Raw genomic sequence first — 21,533 nt, 5'->3', positions numbered from 1 at the left:
CACACCACCCCGGCCCTTCGTGTGTGTCCGGCGTCCCCGCGATCCGCGTCGTCCGCCTGCGGTCAGCAGCCGTTGTACCCGGCCGTCGGCATCGACAGCCGCCGGTGCACCTGCGACTTCATCGCCAGGGTGTAGACCGGCTCGTCCAGGTCGGCGGTCTCCAGCCGGACCCCCGCCGCCGCGCACCGCGCGGTGAACTCGTCGGCGCCGTCGATCGCGTACTCCAGCGCCCGCCGGTTGGGCGTGACGAACACGTCGACCAGTCCCTCTTCGACGTCGTGCCACAGTGCGCTGTGGTCGGCGCGCAGCTGGTGCAGGCTGAGCTGGCAGGTCAGACGGTAGTCACGGGCTGCCGCCCACTGTTTGCACATGGCGTGCTGGCTGCGGTCATCGACCAGGAACGGATCCTCGTCCAGCTCGGACAGCGGCATCAGACAGGCGATCGCCGTCACTCGGACCGAGTTCATCGTGCCCTCCGGGGCGTGGCGACTGTGGGGGCGACGATACCCCCGCCGAGGGCCCGGGGTGGAGGGGCTGCGCCGGGCGGTGAGGCGTATCCGCAGGCATGGCAGATCTTCCAGCCGTCCTGATTCACGGCCAACTGGCCGCCGCACCGGGGGCAGTTCTCGGCGTACGGCCGGGGCCGGATCGTCCGCTTCCGCCGCGGCGGACGGCGCGGAACGGTCGTCGTGTTGCCTAATGCCGACGCCATGCGGCCTCCAGCTGCCGTCTTTTGCCCGGGACAGGTCCGATGCCGCTCGTCGATGCGCGGAGGTGTTCGGTTCCTGCCGTTCCTGACTACCAGGTGGGCGCCCGACGGCGGATCTGGAGCATCCGGTTTCGGCCAGGTCCAGACCTGGACGGGGTCGCGGGCGGCCTCAGGCCCGGCCGAGGGCCTTGGTCACCGCGATCTCGATCATGACGCGGTCGGGGTTGGGCTCCGGGGTCCGGCCGTACCGCTCGGCGTACCGGCGCACCGCGTCGGCCACCGCCTCGGCGTCCGTCCGCACCCGGGCGACGCCCTCCAGGGTCGCCCAGCGACCGCGGTCCACCTGGCACACCGCCACGCGCGCCCCGTCGGGGCCGGCGGCGAGGATGTTCTTGACCTTGGTGCTGTCCTTGCGGGTGATGATCCGCGCGATCCGCTGCTCGGCGTCGTAGGTCACGCCGACCGGGACGACGTGCGGGGTGCCGTTGGCCCGCAGGGTCGTGAGGGTCGGCATCTGGTACTCGCCCCAGAAGGCGAGGTACTCGGGGGACAGTGCGCTCAGGTCGTGGGCCATGGGGGCCAGGGTAGTAGGGGCCGCGGCGGGCGGGCCCCGGCCGGTCACACGAAGTCGGCCGTCTCCAGGTCGAAGGAGAAGGGGGCGGGGAGGGGAAGGCGGTCGCCGAAGGGGGCGGAGTGGGTGGTGAGGTAGTCGGCGTCTTTCGGCTCGCTGAAGAGCGTGACCACGGACTTGCCGCGGTCGACGAGAAGATAGAGCGGAATGGCAGCGCGTGCGTAGGCGTGCCGTTTGGTGACGCGGTCATGGCGGGGCTTGCTCGACGTCACCTCGACGACCATGTCGACACCGTCGCTGGGCATCCATGGCTCCGCACCTCGGAAGAGGCGCAACGCGTAGGGGGCGATGGTGGCGTCGGGGATCACATGGTCCGCGGGTTGGTTCTCCGCGTGGGAAAGGACGAGTCCCTTGCAGCCCGAGATCTGCATGTCGGTTGCGGACCTTCGCGTCACCTGCCTGCCGATGATGCTCAGGTAGTCCTCGTGATCGCCGTCCGTGGGTGGTGTCACAACAATCTCCCCCTCGACTAGCTCGGCCCGGAACCCCTCAGGGGTGTCCAGGCTGAGAAAGAAGTCCAGGAGGGTTTCCGTGTCCGTGGCCATCGGCTCGTGTGCCATAGCCGTCATGCTGCACCTCCTTGTGGTCGAGGGCCAGTGTCACGGGCCGCCGCCTGCGGAAAGAGGCCGATGGTCGGATTTTCACCCGCAGGCGTGAGCGAGCGCCTTGAGTGGAATAGACTCAACTTATCGCACGTTAACCAAGGCAGGATTGGGATAGGGAAGCGCGCCGAGCGCCGGATCGCACGAGGACACGAGGAGGACCAGGCAGACGTGGACGCCGAGCTGACCAACAAGAGCCGGGAGGCGCTGAGCGCCGCCAGTGAGCGGGCGGTGGCCGCCGGGCACGCGGACATGACGTCCGCGCATCTCCTGCTCGCACTGCTCGCGGGGCAGGACAACGAGAACATCATGGATCTGCTGGCGGCCGTCGAGGCGGACGCCGCGCAGCTGCGCTCCGGCGCCGAGCGGCAGCTGGCCGGGCTGCCCAGCGTCCAGGGCTCGACCGTGGCCCCGCCGCAGCCGGACCGCGAGCTGCTCGCCGCCATCGCCGACGCCGCCCAGCGCGCCAAGGACCTGGGTGACGCCTACCTCTCCACCGAGCACCTGCTCATCGGCATCGCCAGCAAGGGCGGCCGCACCGGTGAGCTGCTGGAGCAGCAGGGCGCCACCGCCAAGAAGCTGCTGGCCGCCTTCGAGGCGAGCCGCGGCGGGCAGCGGGTGACGACCCCGGATCCGGAGGGCACGTACAAGGCGCTGGAGAAGTTCGGCACGGACTTCACCGCGGCGGCCCGTGAGGGCAAGCTCGACCCGGTCATCGGCCGGGACCAGGAGATCCGCCGGGTGGTGCAGGTGCTCTCCCGCCGGACGAAGAACAACCCGGTGCTGATCGGCGAGCCGGGCGTCGGCAAGACCGCGGTCGTCGAGGGGCTGGCCCAGCGGATCGTCAAGGGCGACGTCCCCGAGTCGCTGCGCAACAAGCGGCTGGTCTCCCTCGACCTGGGCGCGATGGTCGCCGGCGCGAAGTACCGCGGCGAGTTCGAGGAACGGCTGAAGACCGTCCTGGCCGAGATCAAGGCCAGCGAGGGCCAGATCATCACCTTCATCGACGAGCTGCACACCGTCGTCGGCGCGGGCGCCGGCGGCGACTCGGCCATGGACGCGGGCAACATGCTCAAGCCCATGCTGGCCCGCGGCGAGCTGCGGATGGTCGGTGCCACCACGCTCGACGAGTACCGCGAGCGGATCGAGAAGGACCCGGCGCTGGAGCGGCGCTTCCAGCAGGTGCTGGTCGCCGAGCCGACCGTGGAGGACACCGTCGCGATCCTGCGCGGCCTCAAGGGACGCTACGAGGCGCACCACAAGGTCCAGATCGCCGACTCCGCGCTGGTCGCCGCGGCCACCCTCTCCGACCGCTACATCACCTCCCGCTTCCTCCCCGACAAGGCCATCGACCTGGTCGACGAGGCCGCCTCCCGGCTCCGGATGGAGATCGACTCCTCGCCCGTCGAGATCGACGAGCTCCAGCGCGCGGTGGACCGGCTGAAGATGGAGGAGCTGGCGCTGCGCAACGAGACCGACGCCGGCTCCGTGGCGCGGCTGGAGAAGCTGCGCAAGGACCTCGCCGACAAGGAGGAGGAGCTGCGCGGCCTGACCGCCCGCTGGGAGAAGGAGAAGCAGAGCCTCAACCGCGTCGGTGAGCTCAAGGAGCGCCTCGACGACCTGCGCGGCCAGGCCGAACGCGCCCAGCGCGACGGCGACTTCGACACCGCCTCCAAGCTGCTGTACGGGGAGATTCCCTCCCTGGAGCGGGAGTTGGCCGAGGCCGCCGAGGCGGAGGCCGAGCAGGAGGCGGCCAAGGACTCCGGCGGCGGCGCCAAGGAGTCGATGGTCAAGGAGGAGGTCGGCCCGGACGACATCGCGGACGTGGTCGGCTCCTGGACGGGCATCCCGGCCGGGCGCCTGCTGGAGGGAGAGACCCAGAAGCTGCTCCGCATGGAGGAGGAGCTCGGCAAGCGGCTGATCGGCCAGACCGAGGCGGTCGCCGCGGTCTCCGACGCGGTGCGCCGCTCCCGCGCCGGGATCGCCGACCCGGACCGGCCCACCGGCTCGTTCCTCTTCCTCGGCCCGACCGGCGTCGGCAAGACCGAGCTGGCCAAGGCGCTGGCGGACTTCCTCTTCGACGACGAGCGGGCGATGGTCCGGATCGACATGTCGGAGTACGGCGAGAAGCACAGCGTGGCCCGGCTGGTGGGCGCGCCCCCCGGCTACGTCGGCTACGAGGAGGGCGGCCAGCTCACCGAGGCGGTCCGTCGCCGCCCCTACAGCGTCGTCCTGCTCGACGAGGTGGAGAAGGCGCACCACGAGGTCTTCGACGTGCTGCTCCAGGTGCTCGACGACGGCCGGCTCACCGACGGCCAGGGCCGCACCGTCGACTTCCGCAACACCATCCTCATCCTCACCTCCAACCTCGGTTCGAACTTCCTCATGGACCCGCTGCTGAAGGAGGAGCAGAAGAAGGAGAAGGTGCTGGAGACGGTCCGCGCCGCCTTCCGCCCCGAGTTCCTCAACCGGCTGGATGACCTGGTCGTCTTCCACCCGCTGGGCACGGACCAGCTGGAGCGGATCGCCCGGATCCAGCTGGACCACCTCCAGCGCCGCCTGGGCGACCGGCGGCTCACCCTGGACGTCACCGCCCGGGCGCTGACCTGGCTCGCCTGGCTGGGCCGGCAGCCGGTCGTGGACGCCCCGGCGCCGGACCTCTCCTACGGTGCCCGCCCGCTGCGCCGCCTGGTCCAGACGGCCATCGGCGACCAGCTGGCGCGCGCCATCCTGGCCGGGGACGTGCTCGACGGGGACACCGTCCGGGTGGATGTGGACGGCGACGGTGAGCGACTGTCGGTCGCGGCGGTGCGCCCCGCCGCCTGACGCGCCGGTCCGCGCGGGGTGACCCGCCGCCCCCGTACGCGCCCGTCCGCCGTTCCGGGCTTGCCAGGACCGGGCGCGTATGGGGGAGGATGGCAGGGACCATACGAAGGGAATTCCACGGTGAGCATCGACCCGTCCTCGATTCCGAATTTCGGGGGCCAGCCCGAACCGCAGCCGTCGGGGCCTGATGGTCCCGTCGTCCCCGACCAGGACCTGGTCAAGCAGCTCCTTGAGCAGATGGAGCTGAAGTACGTCGTCGACGAGGAGGGTGACCTCGCCGCCCCGTGGGAGCAGTTCCGCACGTACTTCATGTTCCGTGGTGAGGCGGAGCAGGAGATCTTCTCCGTCCGTACGTTCTACGACCGCGTCCACGGCATCGAAGAGAAGCTGAAGCTGCTGGAGGCGATCGACGACTGGAACCGTCGGACGCTCTGGCCCAAGGTGTACACCCACACCCACGACGACGGCAGCGTCCGTCTGATCGGTGAGGCATCGATGCTGGTCGGCACCGGTGTCTCGCTCGAACACTTCGTGTCGAGCACGGTCAGCTGGGTGCGTGCCTCGATCGAATTCGACAGGTGGATCGTCGAGCAGCTCGGTCTGGAGGCCGAGATCGAAGGAGACTCCGAAGAGAAGCCGGGCGACGACGAGGACTGACCCCCGTCCGCCTCCGGCTGCCCGGGCCCCGTAACCGACGCCCTCGGTTCCGGGGCCCGCGTCGTTGCGGCGCCCGCCCGCGCCGTGGGGCTACAGCCGCTTCAGCCGGCTCGCCGCCTCCTCCAGGACCGAGACGCTCTTGCAGAAGGCGAAGCGGACGAAGGGCGCGCCCTGGTCCTGGTGGTCGTAGAAGACGGCGTTGGGGATGGCGACGACCCCGGCGCGCTCGGGGAGGGAGCGGCAGAAGGCGAAGCCGTCCCCCTCGTGGGACAGCACAGCGCCGAGGGGGCGGATGTCGGTGGTGATGAAGTAGGTGCCGGCCGGGCGGTAGACCCCGAAGCCGGCGTCGGCCAGGCCGGCGGCGAGGATGTCGCGCTTGGCGCGCAGGTCGTCGCGGAGCCCGGTGAAGTAGGAGTCCGGGAGGGCCAGCGCCTCGGCCACGGCGTACTGGAAGGGGCCGGCCGAGACGTAGGTGAGGAACTGCTTGGCCGAGCGGACGGCGGTGATCAGCGCGGGGGCGGCGGTGACCCAGCCGACCTTCCAGCCGGTGAACGAGAAGGTCTTGCCGGCCGAGCCGATGGTGACGGTCCGCTCGCGCATGCCGGGGAACGACGCGAGCGGCAGGTGCTCCCCCTCGAAGACGAGGTGTTCGTAGACCTCGTCGGTGATGACCAGCAGATCGCGCTCGACGGCCAGCGCGGCGACGGCGGCGAGCTCGTCGCGGGACAGGACGGTGCCGGTGGGGTTGTGGGGGGTGTTGAGCAGGATGAGGCGGGTGTCGTCGGTGATGGCGTCACGGAGCTCGTCGAGGTCGAGGCGGTACGTGCCGGTCTCCGCGGACGGGCGCAGCGTCACCGGGACGCGCCGACCGCCGGCCATCGCGATGCAGGCGGCGTACGAGTCGTAGTACGGCTCCAGCGCGATGACCTCGTCGCCCGGTTCGAGGAGGGCCAGGAGCGAGGCGGCGATCGCCTCGGTGGCGCCGGCGGTGACCAGGACCTCGGTGTCGGGGTCGTAGGACAGTCCGAGGTGCCCGTAGAAGCGCTGCTGGTGGGCGGCGACGGCGGCGCGCAGCTCGGGGACGCCGGGTCCCGGCGGGTACTGGTTGCCGCGGCCGTCCCGAAGGGCGCGCACCGCCGCCTCCCGGACTTCCTCCGGACCGTCGGTGTCGGGGAAGCCCTGGCCGAGGTTGATGGAGCCGGTGCGTTGGGCGAGCGCCGACATCTCGGCGAAGATCGTGGTGCCGAAGGCGGCGAGGCGGTGGTTGAGCAGCGGTCGGTCCATGCGCGCCATCCTCCGCCGAACCTCTGGAGTTCCTCAACTGTGCTTTGAGCCGCCCGGGGCCGGGGCATCAGCCCTGCACTGACGACGAAGACGGCCGCCGGCCAGGGCGGCCTCGCGGCGCACGGGCCGCGGGCGGAGCTAGGCTCCCCCACTGCCTGAAGGGCGTGGGAGGTACCCCCACGCTTCGGGGGACGGAAGGAGTGTGCGGCAGTGATTCTGGGATTCGCGGTGATCGCGGTGTGCGTGGGGGTGGCGATCGCCCTGCTGACGGTGGTGATCGTGGCCGCGCGGGGCGGCTCCCGCAAGGGGAGCCGGAAGTACGCCGGCTACAGCGGGTACAAGAGGTCCGGCGGCAGCACCGCCGCCGGCGCCGGGGGCAGCTGGTGGGTCGCCGGCGGTGACACCGGTTCCGGTTCGGGCGGCGGACACCACCATCACCACTCCTCGTGCGGCGGGGGCGGCCATCACGGCGGGCACTCCTGTGGCGGGGGTTCCTCCTGCGGCGGGGGCGGCGGCTGTGGCGGCGGTTCCTGAGAGTGGCGCCAGGGGGCGCTGAGGCACCCCCGCAGGCGCTCGTGCATATGTGCCCATGACCGCGGAACGCGCTCGTCCGCGGTCATGGGCGCCGCTGCTTCTCCGGGCTGGTCCGGCCCTCGTCCGGCGGTCTTTCGGGGGCCCGTTCCGGCACACATGCGGGCAGCCCATGCGGCCTTGCATATGCTCCCGGCGCATGGCGCAAAACCGCCCACCGATATTTGTGCGATGGGGTGTTGAACAGGTGAACTGCATGGCCCTCTAGGGGATGGAAACCAGGGCGAAGATGGGTAAAAACGCTGTGGGTGCTACGCCATCCGTGATTCCCTCTCCCTTGAGAATCCCCCAGTTCTCGGACCTTCGCGTGGGCACGAGCCGGCAGGCGGTCATTCATCCCTGATCCCTTTCTCGCGCGGGCCGGCCCACCATCCACTGCGTGCTTGCGGAGCCGACCCATGCTCACCACTCTGAACACGGCGTATACCGATACCCGAGCATCCGATCTGGCCTGGGCGCTGGGCAGGGAACCCTTGCCGGCACTGGCCGTACTGAATCTTCAACTCGACGACGCCCGAGTGCAGTTGAGGCTGCTGGGGGCGTCCCATCAGGTGCTGCTCGAAGAGGAGCACGGCACCTGTTCGGAGACCGTCGCCTGCATGCCGGGCAGCAGCACCCCGTTGCCGCTCGGCGTGGCCAAGCGGTTGGGCGACTGGGAGTACGAGTTCGCCGCGCACGTCGAGACGCTCTCGCACGGCTCGTTCGCGGGGCGGGCGCAGGAACTGCTGGCGCTGGTCGCCGAGCATCCGCACGGCCTCGCCGGCACCTTCCCCGGCTCGCCGCACGCCTTCACCGCGATGTTGGCGCAGCGTCAGCAGGGGCAGGTGCGGTGGCGTACCTGGCATGCGTACCCACAGGAAGGGCGGCTGGTGGTCACCCGTACGCGGGTGGGGGTGCGGGCGATGGTCGCCGCCTGAAAGCGGTCGTCCCCGGGCCCTGCCGCACCTTTCCGTGCACGACTCCGTACACGGCTCAACTGGTGTGCGGGGCACGCACACTGCACTCGTGTGGGTGACATAGGGGCACTGAATCGTCACGTAGCGTTCATGTCATGATCGACCCGCCAGAGCCCCTCGTCGCCGGCACGCTCGGGCCGCCGGAGGTCCGGACGCCGGCCCGGCTGCCGGTGCCGTCCGGGCTCGGTCGGCTGCTGGTGCTCGTCGTGGTCTTCGTCTGTGCGGCCTGCGGCCTGGTCTACGAGCTCGAACTGGTCGCCCTGGCAAGCTACCTGGTCGGTGACTCGGTCACCCAGGCGTCGGTGGTGCTGTCCTTCATGGTCTTCGCGATGGGGGTCGGGGCGCTGCTGGCCAAGCGGCTGCGCTGCCGGGCCGCGGTCGGCTTCGGCGCGGTGGAGGCGGTGCTGGCGCTGGTCGGCGGGGGCTCCGCGATGGCGCTCTACGCCTGCTTCGCCTGGCTGGGCCAGTCCCGCACCGCGCTCGTCGGCTTCTCGCTGGGCATCGGCGTGCTGATCGGCGCCGAGATACCGCTGCTGATGACGCTGATCCAGCGGGTGCGCCGGCAGGACGCGGGCGGGGCGGTGGCCGACCTGTTCGCCGCGGACTACATCGGCGCGCTGGTCGGCGGGCTGGCCTTCCCCTTCCTCCTGCTGCCCCGCCTGGGGCAGTTGACGGGCGCGCTGGTCACCGGGGCGGTCAATCTCCTGGCCGGCGCGGTGCTGGTGCTGTGGCTCTTCGGCCGCGATCTGACCACCCGTGCGCGGTGGGTGCTGGTCGGCGTCAATGTGCTGGTGCTCGCGCTGTTGGGCGCCGGTGTGGCGCTGGCCGGGCCGTTCGAGCGGGCCGCGCGCCGGGCGGTGTACGGGGCGGCGGCCCGGGTCGCGGAGCGCACCGCCGTCCAGGAGGTCGTGCTGACCGGTGGCACGGGCGATCCGCGCGAGATCGGGGCGGGTTCCGGACGGGGGAGGAAAGGTTCCGGCAGACCGCTGGAGCTGTTCCTCGACGGGCGGTTGAGGGTCAACTCGGACAGTGAACGCTTCTATCACCAGGCGCTGGTGGGCCCCGCGATGTCGGGCGGCCCGCACGGCCGGGTGCTGGTCCTGGGCGGCGGCGACGGGATGGCCGTGCGCGAGCTGCTGCGCTACCGCGCGGTCCGGTCCGTGACGGTCGTCGAGATCGACCCCGAGGTGGTGCGGCTGGCCCGCACGGACCCGGGACTGTCCGCCCTCAACCGCCATGCCCTTGACGATCCCCGGGTGCGGGTCGTCACCGCCGACGCCTTCAACTGGCTGCGGGGCCAAGGCCCTCCGGCCGGCCGGCGGCCGGAGCGCTACGACGTGATCGTCTCCGACCTCCCCGACCCCGGGATCACCGCCAGCACCAAGCTCTACTCCCAGGAGTTCTACGGACTCGCCGCCCGGGTGCTGGCCGCCGACGGACGACTGGTGGTGCACGCCGGGCCGCCGCGCGCCCGGGCCCGGACGTACTGGACGGTGGAGGCGACGCTGCGCTCGGTGGGCCTGCGGACCCTGCCGTACCGGATCCCCGGCCGGCCGTCGGACTTCTCGGGCGGCCCGGACCGCTGGGTCGCCCCGCAGGACGGGCCCGGCACCGACGACCGACCGTCGGCGGCGCGGTCCTTCGGCCGGCAGCGGCCCTCCGCCGTGCCGCCGGACGGGGCGGGGTACTGGGGCTTCGTGCTGGCCGCCCGGCGACCGCCCCGGCTCGGCGCGGTCCCGGACGCCCCGCCCACCGTCGTCCCGCTGAGCGCCGTGCGGGCCGGCTGGCGCGGCGCGGCCCGCGAGCGGATCCCCGGACTGCCGCCCTCGACGCTGATGCATCCCCGGTATCTCCAGTGACCGGCACGCCCGCTCCGCAGCGGGACACGGGACGGGTCCGGGGCCCGCACCAGAAAGTTCGCGCCGGAGCGGGCACGGGCGGCGGGGGTGCTGGGTAGGCTCCCATGCCATGGAGCATGAGGTGTACGTCCCGTTTCCCGTCGGGACCGTGCGGCAGGCGCTCACCGAACCGGAGCGCGTGGCGCGCTGTGTCCCAGGAGTCCAACTCGATGCCGACGCCGTCCCGCACCGCCCCGAGGGCCGGCTGCGGCTGCGGGTCGGCAGCTCCACCATCACCTACCGCGGTGCGCTGACGGTCGGCGACGGCCCGGAGGACGGCCCCGCCGGGACCGGCGACGCGGCCGCACCGGTGACCGTCGAGGCGAGCGGCGCCGAGACGCGGGGCGACGGGACGGTGGCGCTGGCGCTGACCGTGCGGCTGGTCCCGGCCACCGAGCCCGGTCCCGGGACGACCTTGGTGTGCACCGGCACGGTCCGCAGCGAGGGCCGGCTGGCCGCGGTCGACGGGCAGACCGCGGCGACCGCCGGCCGGCGCCTGCTGGACCGCTTCGCGGAGAACCTCGCGGCGGACCTGACGGACCGGCCGATCGCGGAGGCCCCGGACGAGGCTCCGGACGAGGCCCCCGGGCCGGTGTCGCAGAGCATCTTCGACACCGAGGTCCCGCCCTCCTCGCTGGATCCGCACAGCGCGGCGGAGGACGACGTCGATGTGGTGGCCGACCCGGACGAACCGGAAGCCGACGCGTCGGACGAGATCGCCGCGGACGCCTTCGCCGCGGACGACGACGAGGACGGGCTCGACGCGGCCGGCGGTCCGGAGGAACTCCCCGGGGACGCGCCCGCGGAGGCCGCGCACGCCCGCCGGACGATGATCGGGCGCAGCGCGGAGGAGGTGGACCACGCCCCGCCGCGCGGCCGGTACGCGCCGGTGCCCGCGCCGGAGACCGGCGGGAGCTCGCTGCCGCTGCGTTGGGCGGCCCCCGCCGCCGCGGTGGTGCTGGCCTCGGCCGTGGTCGTCGGGCGGGTGTTGCGGCGGCGCCGGTGACCGGGCGCCGCCCGGGTCCCGGCGGGCGGGTGGGGGCACCGTTAGGGTCGCTTCCGTGAGCACCGAGAACACCACGCAGAGCGCGGCGCGGGAGCGCGGCGCGGACGGCGTACGGCTGTCCGCAGGGGACACCGAACTGACCGTCCACCCTGACCACGGCTGCCGGATCGACAGCCTGCGCGTCGGCGGCACGGAGCTGCTGCGGCAGGGCGACAAGTACGGCTGCTTCCCGATGGTCCCGTGGTGCGGCCGGATCGACCACGGGCGGTTCCGCAACGGCGGTGAGCTGCACCAGATGCCGGTCAACTCCCCGCCGCACGCCATCCACGGCACCGGTCGCAACCTCCGCTGGCGCACCGCGCGGACCGACGACACCACGGCCGCCTTCACCTACGGGCTGACCGATCCCGCGGCCCCCTGGCCCTATCCGGGGACCGTCACCCAGGTCGTCGAGCTGGCCGAGGACGGGGGTTCGCTCACCCTCACCATGGGCGTCGAGGCGACCGGCGACTCCTTCCCGGCGCAGGCCGGCTGGCACCCGTGGTTCCTGCGCAACCTCGGCGAGGGCCAGGACGTGCAGATCGACTTCGCCCCCGAGTGGCAGGAGGAGCGCGGGCCGGACCACCTTCCGACCGGTCGCCGGATCACCCCGAAGCCCGGGCCCTGGGACGACTGCTTCGGGATGTCGCGCGGGGTCGAGGTGACGCTCACCTGGCCGGGGCGGCTGGAGCTGACGGTGTCCAGCCGCACCGAGTGGGTCGTGGTCTACGACGAGCAGGAGGCCGCGGTCTGCGTGGAGCCGCAGTCCGGCCCGCCGAACGGACTGAACACCGCCCCGCGCCTGGTCACCCCGATCGATCCGCTGGAGATCTCCACGACCTGGAGCTGGCGCGCCCTGTAGCCGGCGGACGCCGGGGTGGGGGCGCTGTCCTAAGCTCGTGCGCATGACTGACGACGTGCGCGGCGAGCTGCTGCAGCAGATCAAGGACAAGGCCGTGGTGCACGGCAAGGTGACGCTCTCCTCCGGCAAGGAGGCCGACTACTACATCGACCTGCGCCGGATCACCCTCGACAGCCAGGCGGCGCCGCTGGTCGGTCAGCTGATGCTCGACCTCACCGCCGACCTGGACTTCGACGCGGTCGGCGGGCTGACGCTCGGCGCCGACCCGGTGGCGACGTCGATGCTGCACGCCGCCGCGGCCCGTGGCCGCCGGCTGGACGCCTTCGTCGTCCGCAAGGCGCAGAAGGCGCACGGCATGCAGCGCCGGATCGAGGGCCCGGACATCAAGGGCCGCCGGGTCCTGGTCGTCGAGGACACCTCCACCACCGGCGGCTCGCCGCTGACCGCCGTCGAGGCGGCGCGGGAGGCCGGCGCCGAGGTGGTTGCAGTGGCGACGATCGTCGACCGCGGTGCGGCTTCGGCCATCGCCGACGCCGGGCTCCCTTACCTCACCGGCTACCAGCTCGACGACCTCGGCCTGAGCTGACGACACGATCGGGTCGTTCTCGCTGACCTGTGGCTTTGCCGGGAATCCGGTGTTTCACGTGAAACGGGGAGCAGGGTTTCACGTGAAACACCGGGCGCCGTTTCACGTGAAACGGCGCTTCCCTGGAGCCCGCGGCCGTACGGGCGATGTGGAGCAAGTCGGTGAGTCTGGGAGTATGTGCCACGGCGAAGTCGTCGCCCCCTGGTCAGGGCCAAGAACGCACACCCCGCACACACAAGGAGCGGACAGATGCCCATCGCAACCCCTGAGGTCTACAACGAGATGCTGGACCGGGCGAAGGCAGGCAAGTTCGCCTACCCGGCCATCAACGTGACGTCCACGCAGACGCTGCACGCGGCGCTGCGCGGTTTCGCCGAGGCTGAGAGCGACGGCATCATCCAGATCTCCACCGGTGGTGCGGAGTTCCTGGGCGGTCAGCACAACAAGGACATGGTCACCGGTGCGGTGGCGCTCGCCGAGTTCGCGCACGTGGTCGCCGAGAAGTACGACGTCAACGTCGCGCTGCACACCGACCACTGCCCCAAGGACAAGCTGGACGGCTACGTCCGCCCGCTGATCGCGATCTCCGAGGAGCGCGTCAAGGCCGGCCGCAACCCGCTCTTCCAGTCGCACATGTGGGACGGCTCCGCCGAGACCCTCGCGGACAACCTGGGCATCGCGCAGGAGCTGCTGCCCCGCGCCGCCGCCGCCAAGATCATCCTTGAGGTCGAGATCACCCCGACCGGTGGCGAGGAGGACGGCGTCACCCACGAGATCAACGACGAGCTCTACACCACGGTCGAGGACGCGCTGCGCACCGCCGAGGCGCTGGGCCTGGGCGAGAAGGGCCGCTACCTGCTCGCCGCCTCCTTCGGCAACGTGCACGGCGTCTACAAGCCGGGCAACGTCGTGCTCCGCCCCGAGCTGCTGAAGGACCTCCAGGAGGGCGTCGGCTCGAAGTACGGCAAGGCGTCGCCGTTCGACTTCGTCTTCCACGGCGGCTCCGGCTCCACCGCCGAGGAGATCGCCACCGCGCTGGAGAACGGCGTGGTCAAGATGAACCTCGACACCGACACCCAGTACGCCTTCACCCGCCCGGTCGCGGACCACATGTTCCGCAACTACCACGGTGTGCTGAAGGTCGACGGCGAGGTCGGCGACAAGAAGACCTACGACCCGCGCAGCTGGGGCAAGCTGGCCGAGGCCGGCATGGCCAAGCGCGTCAGCGAGGCGTGCGCCAACCTGCGCTCCACGGGCACCAAGCTGAAGTAAGCGCCCATGGCTCCTGAAGGGCCCCGCAGCCGTACCGGTTGCGGGGCCCTTCGGCATCCGGGGCCGCCGGTGAGCGGGTGGCCGTGGAACGGGGCATGCTCACCGTATGGAGCAACCGGCCAGGAGCGAGCCGGGGCGGGTCAGGCTGGCCTCGCCGCAGGGCCGCTGGGTGCTGGCCACGACCGTCCTCGGCTCGGGGATGGCGATGCTGGACAGCACGGTCGTCAATGTCGCGCTGCCCAGGATCGGCGCGGACCTCAACGCGGATCTGGCGGTCCTGCAATGGACCGTCACCGCCTACATGCTCACCCTCTCCTCGCTGATCCTGCTGGGCGGATCGCTCGGCGACCGGTACGGCCGGCGCCGGATCTTCGTCATCGGCGTCATCTGGTTCGCGGCGGCCTCACTGCTGTGCGGGCTGGCACCGAACGCCGGGGTGCTGGTCGCGGCCCGCGCGCTCCAGGGCATCGGCGGCGCGCTGCTCACCCCCGGCTCCCTGGCCCTGATCCAGGCGGTGTTCCACCCCGACGACCGGGCCCGGGCGGTCGGCGCCTGGTCCGGTCTGGGCGGCGTGGCGGCGGCGGTCGGCCCGTTCGTCGGCGGCTGGCTGGTGGACGGCGCCGGCTGGCGATGGGTGTTCCTCCTCAACGTGCCGCTGGCGGCGGCCTGCGTGCCGATCGCGCTGCGGCATGTCCCCGAGACCCGCGAGCGCGGCGCCGACGGGGCACACGGATTCGACGTGCTCGGGGCGGTCCTGGGCGCGCTGGCGCTGGCCGGGGTCAGCTACGCGCTGATCGAGGCGCCCGGCCGGGGCGCCACACCCGCGGTGATCGTGCCGGCCGTGGCCGGGATCCTGCTCGGAGCGCTCTTCCTCCGCCTCGAACGACGGCGACCCGATCCGATGCTGCCGCCCGGGATCTTCGCCATCCGCCAGTTCACCGCGGTCAACGCGGTGACGGTGTGCGTCTACGCGGCGTTCGGCGGCTTCTTCTTTCTGTCCGTGCTCCAGCTCCAGGTCGTCGTGGGCTACTCGGCGCTCCAGGCCGGCACCGCGCTGCTGCCCACCACCGTGCTGATGCTGCTGCTGTCGGCCCGCTCCGGCGAGCTGGGCCAACGGATCGGACCGCGCATCCCGCTCACCGTCGGCCCGGTGCTCTGCGCCGTCGGCATGCTGCTGATGACCCGGGTGGGCCCCGGCGCGTCCTACGTCGTCGACGTGCTGCCGGCACTGGTGGTGCTGGGCGCCGGCATGGTGACCCTGGTCGCCCCGCTCACCGCCACCGTGCTGGCGTCGGTGGACGTCGACCGGGCCGGCCTGGCCAGCGGCATCAACAACGCGGCGGCCCGGGCCGCCGGCCTGATGGCGGTGGCCGCACTGCCCCTCCTCGCCGGGATGGGCCCGGAGGCGTACCGCTCGGCCCCGGCGTTCGAGGCGGCCTTCCGCCGCGCCATGCCGCTGTGCGCCGGAGTGCTGCTGGCGGGCGCGCTGATCGCCTGGCTGTCCGTCCGCGGCGACGTCCTGCACGCCACGGAACCCGAGGCCACGGAGCCGTGCCACGCCGAGTGCACCTACCACTGCGGCGTGGCCGCCCCACCCCTGGACCCCGGCGAACACACCACGGAACCCACCCCTCCCCCCAACCACCCACCCGCATAAGCCCACCGGCACGCGCCCCGACCCACCGTTTTCATGACCACCAACGGGAGGTGCCAGCCGGCCAGCCCCGCGCAGCGGACAGGCGCCGCAGGCGCAAAGGGCGAACCCCACGGGGGGAACGCCGACAACGTGGGCGGCCGGCCAAGCGCAGTGAACGGGCAGACTGGACCCATGCCCATTCACGAGAACCTGCTCGGGGGACCGCCCCCGACCCACCTGCCCGACGACCCGGAGCCCCGCGAGATGCTCGCCTCGGGCACCGCGCCCGCCGATGTCGCCGCGAAGTACCCGGCCTCCTCCCTGGCCTGGGCCCAGCTGGCCGACGACGCCTTCGAGGCCGGCCGGGTGGTGGAGTCCTACGCCTACGCCCGCACCGGCTACCACCGCGGCCTGGACGCGCTGCGCCGGGCCGGCTGGAAGGGCCACGGCCCGGTGCCGTTCGAGCACGAGCCCAACCGCGGATTCCTCCGCGCGCTGCACGCCCTCGCCCGCGCCGCCCAGACGATCGGTGAGCAGGAGGAGTACGAGCGCTGCACGACCTTCCTCCGCGACTCCTCGCCGACCGCGGCCGACACGCTCTCCTGAGCCGCCGCGACCGCCCGCCCCGCCTCCCGGGGCGGGCGGTCCGGGAGGCCGCGGGCGTGCGCCGGCTCTTGCGCGGTGGTGATGCAGCGCCGATGATTTCCAGTGGGCCGGGTCATCCCGCGCCCGAGGGGACCGGGGCTCCCGAGCCGAGAAGGAAGGAGCGGACCGCTACCCGGTAGTTCGCACCTGAGGAGTCCCTCATGTCGCAGCCGTCTCCCACCCACCCCGCGCACCGCGCCCCGGATACCGCGGCCGCCGAGGCGGACCCGCCGTTCGGCCCCGACCTGAGCATCGGCGCCGGCACCGCCACCCCGTACGAGGACTATGTCCAGGCGAGCGCCCTCACCCACCTCCAGCACCTCCAGTCCGACGACCCGGGCGAGATGGTCTTCCTGGTCACCACCCAGGTGATGGAGCTGTGGTTCACCGTCATCGTCCACGAGTGGACGACCGCCGCCGACGCGTTGCGTCGGGACGACCTGCCGGTGGCGATGGACGCGCTGCGCCGTTCCACGTGGGAGCTGGAAGCGCTGAACGCCGCCTGGAAACCGCTCGCCCGGCTGACGCCCGCGCAGTTCAACGCCTACCGCGCCGCGCTCGGCGAGGGCAGCGGCTTCCAGTCCGCGATGTACCGGCGGCTGGAGTTCCTGCTCGGCGAGAAGTCCGCGTCGATGCTGGTGCCGCACCGCGGCTCCCCGCAGGACCACGCCGCACTGGAGAAGGCACTGCACGAACCGAGCCTGTACGACGAGGTGCTGAGGCTGTTGGCCCGCCGGGGCCACCCGATCCCGGAGACGGTGCTGCGGCGCGACCCCACCCAGCGCTACGAGTCGGACCCGGCGGTCGAGGAGGTCTGGGCCGCCATCCTCGCCGGCGCGCAGGACTCCGAACTCGCGCGGCTCGGTGAGCTGTTGACCGATGTCGCGGAGCTGGTCTGGCGCTGGCGCAACGACCATCTGGTGGCGACCCGGCGGGCGATGGGAGCGAAAATGGGTACCGGCGGATCCGCGGGAGTCGCCTGGCTGGAGAAGCGGGCCCGCAAGAACGTCTTTCCCGAGCTGTGGACGGCGCGAAGCCATGTCTGAGAGCCGTGAGACCCCGAAGAGCCCCGGCCCGGCCGCCGCCGGGTCGCGCAAGGCGGCGATCCGCGCCGCCGAACTGGACGCCGCCGGGCCGCTGACCACGACCCGCGAGAGGTTCGTCCTCGACGACACCGTCTATCTCGACGGCAACTCGCTCGGCGCGCTGCCCCGGTCGGTGCCCGACCGGATCGCCGAGGTGATCCGCCACGAGTGGGGCGAGCTGCGCATCCGCTCCTGGACCGAGGCCGGTTGGTGGACCGCGCCCGAGCGGATCGGCGAGAAGATCGCCCCGCTCATCGGGGCGGCCCCGGGCCAGGTGGTGGTCGGCGACTCCACCAGCATCAACGTCTTCAAGGCGGTGACCGGCGGCATCCGGATGGCCGGCAAGGGCTGCACGGAGATCCTGGTCGACGCCACGACCTTCCCCACCGACGGCTATATCGCCCGCTCCGCGGCCCGGATGGCCGGCCTCGCGGTGCGGCCGGTCGAGCCCGCGCGGATCGCCGACGAGGTCACCGAGCGGACCGCGCTGGCGCTGGTCAACCACGTCGACTACCGCACCGGTGAGCTCAACGACATGACCTCGATCACCGCCGCGCTGCACAGTGCGGGCACGCTGGCGGTCTGGGACCTGTGCCACAGCGCCGGTGCGCTGCCGGTCGCGTTGGACGCGTGCGGGGTGGACCTCGCGGTGGGCTGCACCTACAAGTACCTCAACGGCGGCCCGGGTTCGCCCGCGTACCTCTACGTCCGCAAGAGCCTCCAGGAGCGGTTCGAGTCGCCGCTGCCCGGCTGGAACTCGCACGTCGACCCGTTCGGGATGGAGCCCGGCTACACCCCGGCCGACGGCGTCCTGCGCGGTCGCGTCGGCACCCCCGACATCCTCTCGATGCTGGCCCTGGAGGCGGCTCTGGAGGTGTGGGAGGGCGTCGCCATCGAGGACGTGCGCGCCAAGAGCCTGGCGCTGACCGACTTCTTCCTGGAGTGCGTGTCGGAGTACGCGCCGCCCGGCCGGGTCCGCTCGGTCACCCCGCACGAGCACCGGAGGCGCGGCAGCCAGGTCTCGCTGGCATGCTCCCCCGGGGGCTCCTCCGCGGCCGCGCAGAGGGGTGCCCCCGTGGCCGGTGAGGTGATGGCGGAGCTGATCCGGCGCGGTGTGGTCGGCGACTTCCGGCCGCCGGACGTGCTGCGCTTCGGCTTCACCCCGCTCTACACCACCTTCGCGGACGCGGAGCGGGCGGCGTGGGTGCTCGGCGAGGTGCTGCGGGAGCAGGCCGCGGCGGAGTCGGCGTCAGGGTCGGAATCGGCGTCGGCGCCGGAGTCGGCCGGCGCGGGGCAGGAGTCCGCAGCGGGCGGCGACGCCGGGTGAGCGCGGCGGACGAGGAGGCGGCGCTGCTGGGGCTCGCCCCGGTGGCGCCGGACCGCACGGTCGCCTACGGCCCGCACCCGGACCAGGTCGTGGACCTGTACGGGCGGTGGCCGGGGACCGGGCCCCTCGTCGTCCTGCTGCACGGCGGGTTCTGGCGGGCCGCGTACGACCGGCGCCATCTCTCGCCGTGCGCGGCGGAGCTGGCCCGGCGCGGGCTGCCGGTCGCGCTCGCCGAATACCGCAGGGTCGGTGCGGGCGGCGGTGCGCCGCAGACGTTCCAGGACGTCACGGCGGCCGTCGCGACCGCGACCGCCGCCGGGGCGGCGCCCGGCGGCCCGCCCCGTGAGCTGGTGCTCGTCGGGCACTCCGCGGGCGGCCATCTCGCGCTGCTCGCCGCCGCCCACCCCGGCCCGGTCACCCGGGTCGTCGCCGTGGCCCCCGTCGCCGACCTCGCCCGCGCCCACGAGCTGGGGCTCAGCGGCGGCGCGGTGGCCGAGCTGCTCGGCGCCGGGCCCGGTTTCGCCGGGCGGCTGGCCGACGCCGACCCGGTCCGCCACCCGCCCGCCGGCGTCCCCGTCACGCTGCTGCACGGCACCGCCGACCCCGACGTCCCGCCGGACCTCTCCCGTCGCTACGCCGCCGCGCACCCCGCCGCCACCGCGCTGCGCGAACTGCCCGGCACCGGCCACTACGCCCCGCTGACGCCCGGCACCGACGCCTTCCGCACCCTGCTCGGGCTGCTGTGCGGCGGTCCGACCTCCGCGGGGACGGCGGGCGCGGGGCCCGACGGCGCCGCGTAGTACTTGAGACGGACGCCGGCAGATCCGCTTCGGTGGGGACGCCCGGCGGGCCGTTGCTGATTACCGTGGTGTGCGTGAACAAGACGACTCAGAGGCAGGGCGACCTGCACTCGGAGGCGCGGATAGTCCACGGCGTGCTGCACACCGTGCGCCAGGACCTGTTCGTCGGTGCCTTCGCCTTCCGCCCGCTTCCGCCACTGGACGACGCCAAGCTGGCGCGGCGGCTGTCATGGCTGCCGGAGCGGGCCCGGCGCTGGGCCCGCTGGCTCCCCCACGGCGCCGTCGCCTTCCTCGCGGCCTGCATCTTCCTGGGGTCCGTCGGGCCCGGTTACGGCGCCAGCGCACCGCGGCAGATGCTGGACGTCGTCCTTGCGCTGATGATGGCGGTGCCGCCGGTGCTGGTCCTCTCCCGGCCGGTGGGCGCCTTCTGGCTGTCGCTGCTGGCGTTCGTCGTGGAGTCGATCGGCGCCCAGTTCTTCTCGTCGTACGCCAATGTCTGGGGCTCCGCCTTCGTCGTCCACCTGGCCGTGATGGCGCTGGTGGTGCTGCGCACCCGGCCGCGGCTGGCCGTGGAGATGTGGGTGGTCACGTTCGGGCTGGGCTCGGTGGTGTCGGTACTCGTCCGGAACGGTGCGCTGGGCGACATGCCGCCGGTGGCGTTCTTCTCCGCCGTCGTCCTGGTCTCCGTCGCCGCGGTCCGGGCCTGGCGGGAGGAGCGCAGGCAGGTCGTCGAGACCCGCAGCGTCACCGCCGAGGAGCGCTCCCGCCGCACCCTGCTGGAGGAGCGCGCGCTGATCGCCCGGGAGCTGCACGACGTGGTGGCGCACCATATGTCGGTGATCGCCATTCAGGCCGAGGCCGCACCGTACCGGGTCACCGACCCGCCGCCCGAGCTCGCCAAGTCCTTCGCCACCATCCGGGAGAACGCCGTCGCGGCGCTCACCGAACTCCGCCGCATCCTCGGCGTGGTCCGCTCCGAGGACCCGGACGCCTTCGCCGAACGCGACCCGGAGGCCCCGCAGCCGACGCTGGCCAGCCTGGACGCGCTGCTGGACAGTGTCCGGGGCGCCGGGCTGACCGTCGAGTCGGTGGTCACCGGGGCCGCCCGGCCGCTGCCGCAGGGCGTGGAGCTGTCGGCGTACCGGATCGTGCAGGAGGCGCTGAGCAACGCGCTGCGCCACTCGCCCGGCGCGGACGCACGGGTGGAGATCTCCTACGTCCTGGGCGGGATCGGGCTGCGGATCGTCAACGGTCCCCCGAGCCGGCTCGCCAAGCCGTCGCCGGGCGCCGGCCACGGGCTGCTCGGCATGCGGGAGCGGGTGCAGATGCTCGGTGGTGAGATGACGGCCGACGCCACCGAGGAAGGCGGCTTCGAGGTCGCGGCCTTCCTACCGGCGGCGAACACGGCGGCGGAGACCGCGAGGGGCGGGAACGGAGCATGATCCGGGTACTGATCGTCGACGACCAGGTGATGGTCCGCGAGGGCTTCTCCGTGCTGCTCAACGCCATGCCGGACATCGAGGTGATCGGCGAGGCCGTGGACGGCCGGCAGGCGGTGCAGAAGGTCGCGCTGCTCAAGCCGGACGTCGTCCTGATGGACATCCGGATGCCGGAGATGAACGGCCTGGAGGCGACCCGCGAGATCGTCGCCGCCGACGCGGACGCCAAGGTGCTGGTGCTGACCACCTTCGACCTGGACGAGTACGTCTACCAGGCGCTGCGGGCCGGGGCCAGCGGCTTCCTGCTCAAGGACGCCTCGGCCGGCCAGCTCGCCGAGGGCGTGCGGATCGTCGCCGCCGGGGAGGCGCTGCTCGCCCCCACCGTCACCAAGCGCCTGATCAACGAGTTCTCCCGGCTGGGCTCGCCGCGCGCACCGGCGCAGGAGCGCATCGGCGATCTGACGGAACGGGAGACCGAGGTCCTGGTGCTGGTGGCCCAGGGCCTGTCCAACGGCGAGATCGCCGCCCATCTCGTGGTCGCCGAGTCGACGGTGAAGACGCATGTCAGCCGGATCCTGGTGAAGCTGGGGCTGCGCGACCGCACCCAGGCGGCGGTCTTCGCCTACGAGGCGCGGCTGGTGACACCGGGCGGCTGACGACGGCGCCGCCCACTCCGACGCTG

Annotated in this window: 20 protein-coding genes; 16 read left to right on the top strand and 4 right to left on the bottom strand. The window is 72.6% G+C overall.

Going from position 1 to position 21,533, the window contains the following annotated elements:
• Positions 1–62: 62 nt before the first annotated feature.
• The 3 genes from JNO44_RS21510 to JNO44_RS21500 all read right to left on the bottom strand — a co-directional run bounded on the left by JNO44_RS21510 (position 63) and on the right by JNO44_RS21500 (position 1,909).
• Positions 63–467, bottom strand: coding sequence for a hypothetical protein (locus JNO44_RS21510; protein ID WP_039634961.1), 405 nt, complete (start codon positions 465–467; stop codon positions 63–65).
• A gap of 411 nt (positions 468–878) precedes the next feature.
• Entirely contained in the window at positions 879–1,283 is a 405-nt protein-coding gene (locus JNO44_RS21505; RefSeq protein ID WP_205365713.1) for a pyridoxamine 5'-phosphate oxidase family protein, read from the bottom strand.
• 44 nt (positions 1,284–1,327) lie between these two features.
• Complete coding sequence (locus JNO44_RS21500; protein ID WP_205365712.1) at positions 1,328–1,909, bottom strand: Uma2 family endonuclease; 582 nt, start codon at positions 1,907–1,909, stop codon at positions 1,328–1,330.
• Positions 1,910–2,113: 204 nt separating this feature from the next.
• On the opposite strand from JNO44_RS21500, the gene clpB reads away from it, so the two are divergent.
• Together clpB and JNO44_RS21490 are read left to right on the top strand one after the other, a co-directional pair.
• Positions 2,114–4,768 carry an ATP-dependent chaperone ClpB gene (clpB, locus tag JNO44_RS21495; protein ID WP_205365711.1) on the top strand — a complete coding sequence of 885 codons (2,655 nt, stop codon included), beginning with the start codon at positions 2,114–2,116 and terminating at the stop codon, positions 4,766–4,768.
• A 120-nt stretch (positions 4,769–4,888) separates the two neighbouring features.
• On the top strand, positions 4,889–5,425 hold the full coding sequence (locus JNO44_RS21490; RefSeq protein ID WP_205365710.1) for a YbjN domain-containing protein: 537 nt from the start codon (positions 4,889–4,891) through the stop codon (positions 5,423–5,425).
• A 90-nt stretch (positions 5,426–5,515) separates the two neighbouring features.
• On the opposite strand, the gene JNO44_RS21485 is transcribed toward JNO44_RS21490, so the two are convergent.
• Entirely contained in the window at positions 5,516–6,709 is a 1,194-nt protein-coding gene (locus tag JNO44_RS21485; protein WP_205365709.1) for a pyridoxal phosphate-dependent aminotransferase, read from the bottom strand.
• Positions 6,710–6,919: 210 nt separating this feature from the next.
• Here JNO44_RS21485 and JNO44_RS21480 point away from each other — a divergent pair, with 210 nt between their 5' ends.
• The 14 genes from JNO44_RS21480 to JNO44_RS21415 all read left to right on the top strand — a co-directional run bounded on the left by JNO44_RS21480 (position 6,920) and on the right by JNO44_RS21415 (position 21,507).
• Entirely contained in the window at positions 6,920–7,243 is a 324-nt protein-coding gene (locus JNO44_RS21480) for a hypothetical protein (RefSeq protein WP_235093737.1), read from the top strand.
• A 455-nt stretch (positions 7,244–7,698) separates the two neighbouring features.
• Positions 7,699–8,217 (top strand): DUF2617 family protein, encoded by a 519-nt coding sequence (locus JNO44_RS21475; RefSeq protein WP_205365708.1) that lies wholly within the window; start codon positions 7,699–7,701, stop codon positions 8,215–8,217.
• Between the two features lie 134 nt (positions 8,218–8,351).
• Entirely contained in the window at positions 8,352–10,115 is a 1,764-nt protein-coding gene (locus JNO44_RS21470; RefSeq protein WP_205365707.1) for a polyamine aminopropyltransferase, read from the top strand.
• A gap of 109 nt (positions 10,116–10,224) precedes the next feature.
• The gene (locus tag JNO44_RS21465) at positions 10,225–11,160 is read left to right on the top strand and encodes an SRPBCC family protein (RefSeq protein ID WP_205365706.1); all 936 of its coding nucleotides are present in this window, start codon (positions 10,225–10,227) and stop codon (positions 11,158–11,160) included.
• A gap of 55 nt (positions 11,161–11,215) precedes the next feature.
• The gene (locus JNO44_RS21460) at positions 11,216–12,061 is read left to right on the top strand and encodes an aldose epimerase family protein (RefSeq protein WP_205365705.1); all 846 of its coding nucleotides are present in this window, start codon (positions 11,216–11,218) and stop codon (positions 12,059–12,061) included.
• Between the two features lie 43 nt (positions 12,062–12,104).
• On the top strand, positions 12,105–12,647 hold the full coding sequence (pyrE, locus tag JNO44_RS21455) for an orotate phosphoribosyltransferase (protein WP_039634974.1): 543 nt from the start codon (positions 12,105–12,107) through the stop codon (positions 12,645–12,647).
• Between the two features lie 249 nt (positions 12,648–12,896).
• Complete coding sequence (gene fbaA / locus JNO44_RS21450) at positions 12,897–13,919, top strand: class II fructose-bisphosphate aldolase (RefSeq protein ID WP_067349553.1); 1,023 nt, start codon at positions 12,897–12,899, stop codon at positions 13,917–13,919.
• A gap of 106 nt (positions 13,920–14,025) precedes the next feature.
• Positions 14,026–15,576, top strand: coding sequence for an MFS transporter (locus tag JNO44_RS21445; protein WP_205365704.1), 1,551 nt, complete (start codon positions 14,026–14,028; stop codon positions 15,574–15,576).
• Between the two features lie 171 nt (positions 15,577–15,747).
• Complete coding sequence (locus JNO44_RS21440) at positions 15,748–16,161, top strand: DUF3151 domain-containing protein (protein WP_039634978.1); 414 nt, start codon at positions 15,748–15,750, stop codon at positions 16,159–16,161.
• A 200-nt stretch (positions 16,162–16,361) separates the two neighbouring features.
• On the top strand, positions 16,362–17,246 hold the full coding sequence (locus JNO44_RS21435; RefSeq protein ID WP_205365703.1) for a tryptophan 2,3-dioxygenase family protein: 885 nt from the start codon (positions 16,362–16,364) through the stop codon (positions 17,244–17,246).
• The gene (gene kynU, locus JNO44_RS21430; RefSeq protein ID WP_240167605.1) at positions 17,239–18,612 is read left to right on the top strand and encodes a kynureninase; all 1,374 of its coding nucleotides are present in this window, start codon (positions 17,239–17,241) and stop codon (positions 18,610–18,612) included. The genes JNO44_RS21435 and kynU overlap by 8 nt, the downstream gene beginning before the upstream one ends.
• Positions 18,609–19,412, top strand: coding sequence for an alpha/beta hydrolase family protein (locus JNO44_RS21425; RefSeq protein ID WP_205365702.1), 804 nt, complete (start codon positions 18,609–18,611; stop codon positions 19,410–19,412). The genes kynU and JNO44_RS21425 overlap by 4 nt, the downstream gene beginning before the upstream one ends.
• Positions 19,413–19,486: 74 nt before the next feature.
• On the top strand, positions 19,487–20,854 hold the full coding sequence (locus JNO44_RS21420) for a sensor histidine kinase (RefSeq protein WP_240167604.1): 1,368 nt from the start codon (positions 19,487–19,489) through the stop codon (positions 20,852–20,854).
• Complete coding sequence (locus JNO44_RS21415; protein ID WP_039634984.1) at positions 20,851–21,507, top strand: response regulator; 657 nt, start codon at positions 20,851–20,853, stop codon at positions 21,505–21,507. Before JNO44_RS21420 ends, JNO44_RS21415 begins: the two co-directional genes overlap by 4 nt.
• Positions 21,508–21,533: the final 26 nt, after the last annotated feature.

This window comes from Streptomyces noursei, from assembly GCF_016917755.1.
In the GTDB taxonomy this organism is placed as follows: domain Bacteria; phylum Actinomycetota; class Actinomycetes; order Streptomycetales; family Streptomycetaceae; genus Streptomyces; species Streptomyces yunnanensis.
The sequence above is the reverse complement of the archived record's forward strand: the minus strand, read 5'-3'. Positions and strand labels throughout refer to the sequence as shown.

Bases quoted from the DNA above. Each gene is read 5' to 3' on its own strand.
- JNO44_RS21510 (WP_039634961.1), bottom strand. From the start codon at position 467: ATGAACTCGGTCCGAGTGACGGCGATCGCCTGTCTGATGCCGCTGTCC.
- JNO44_RS21505 (WP_205365713.1), bottom strand. From the start codon at position 1,283: ATGGCCCACGACCTGAGCGCACTGTCCCCCGAGTACCTCGCCTTCTGG.
- JNO44_RS21500 (WP_205365712.1), bottom strand. From the start codon at position 1,909: ATGACGGCTATGGCACACGAGCCGATGGCCACGGACACGGAAACCCTC.
- JNO44_RS21485 (WP_205365709.1), bottom strand. From the start codon at position 6,709: ATGGACCGACCGCTGCTCAACCACCGCCTCGCCGCCTTCGGCACCACG.
- JNO44_RS21475 (WP_205365708.1), top strand. From the start codon at position 7,699: ATGCTCACCACTCTGAACACGGCGTATACCGATACCCGAGCATCCGAT.
- JNO44_RS21470 (WP_205365707.1), top strand. From the start codon at position 8,352: ATGATCGACCCGCCAGAGCCCCTCGTCGCCGGCACGCTCGGGCCGCCG.
- JNO44_RS21465 (WP_205365706.1), top strand. From the start codon at position 10,225: ATGGAGCATGAGGTGTACGTCCCGTTTCCCGTCGGGACCGTGCGGCAG.
- pyrE (WP_039634974.1), top strand. From the start codon at position 12,105: ATGACTGACGACGTGCGCGGCGAGCTGCTGCAGCAGATCAAGGACAAG.
- fbaA (WP_067349553.1), top strand. From the start codon at position 12,897: ATGCCCATCGCAACCCCTGAGGTCTACAACGAGATGCTGGACCGGGCG.
- JNO44_RS21445 (WP_205365704.1), top strand. From the start codon at position 14,026: ATGGAGCAACCGGCCAGGAGCGAGCCGGGGCGGGTCAGGCTGGCCTCG.
- JNO44_RS21440 (WP_039634978.1), top strand. From the start codon at position 15,748: ATGCCCATTCACGAGAACCTGCTCGGGGGACCGCCCCCGACCCACCTG.
- JNO44_RS21435 (WP_205365703.1), top strand. From the start codon at position 16,362: ATGTCGCAGCCGTCTCCCACCCACCCCGCGCACCGCGCCCCGGATACC.
- kynU (WP_240167605.1), top strand. From the start codon at position 17,239: ATGTCTGAGAGCCGTGAGACCCCGAAGAGCCCCGGCCCGGCCGCCGCC.
- JNO44_RS21415 (WP_039634984.1), top strand. From the start codon at position 20,851: ATGATCCGGGTACTGATCGTCGACGACCAGGTGATGGTCCGCGAGGGC.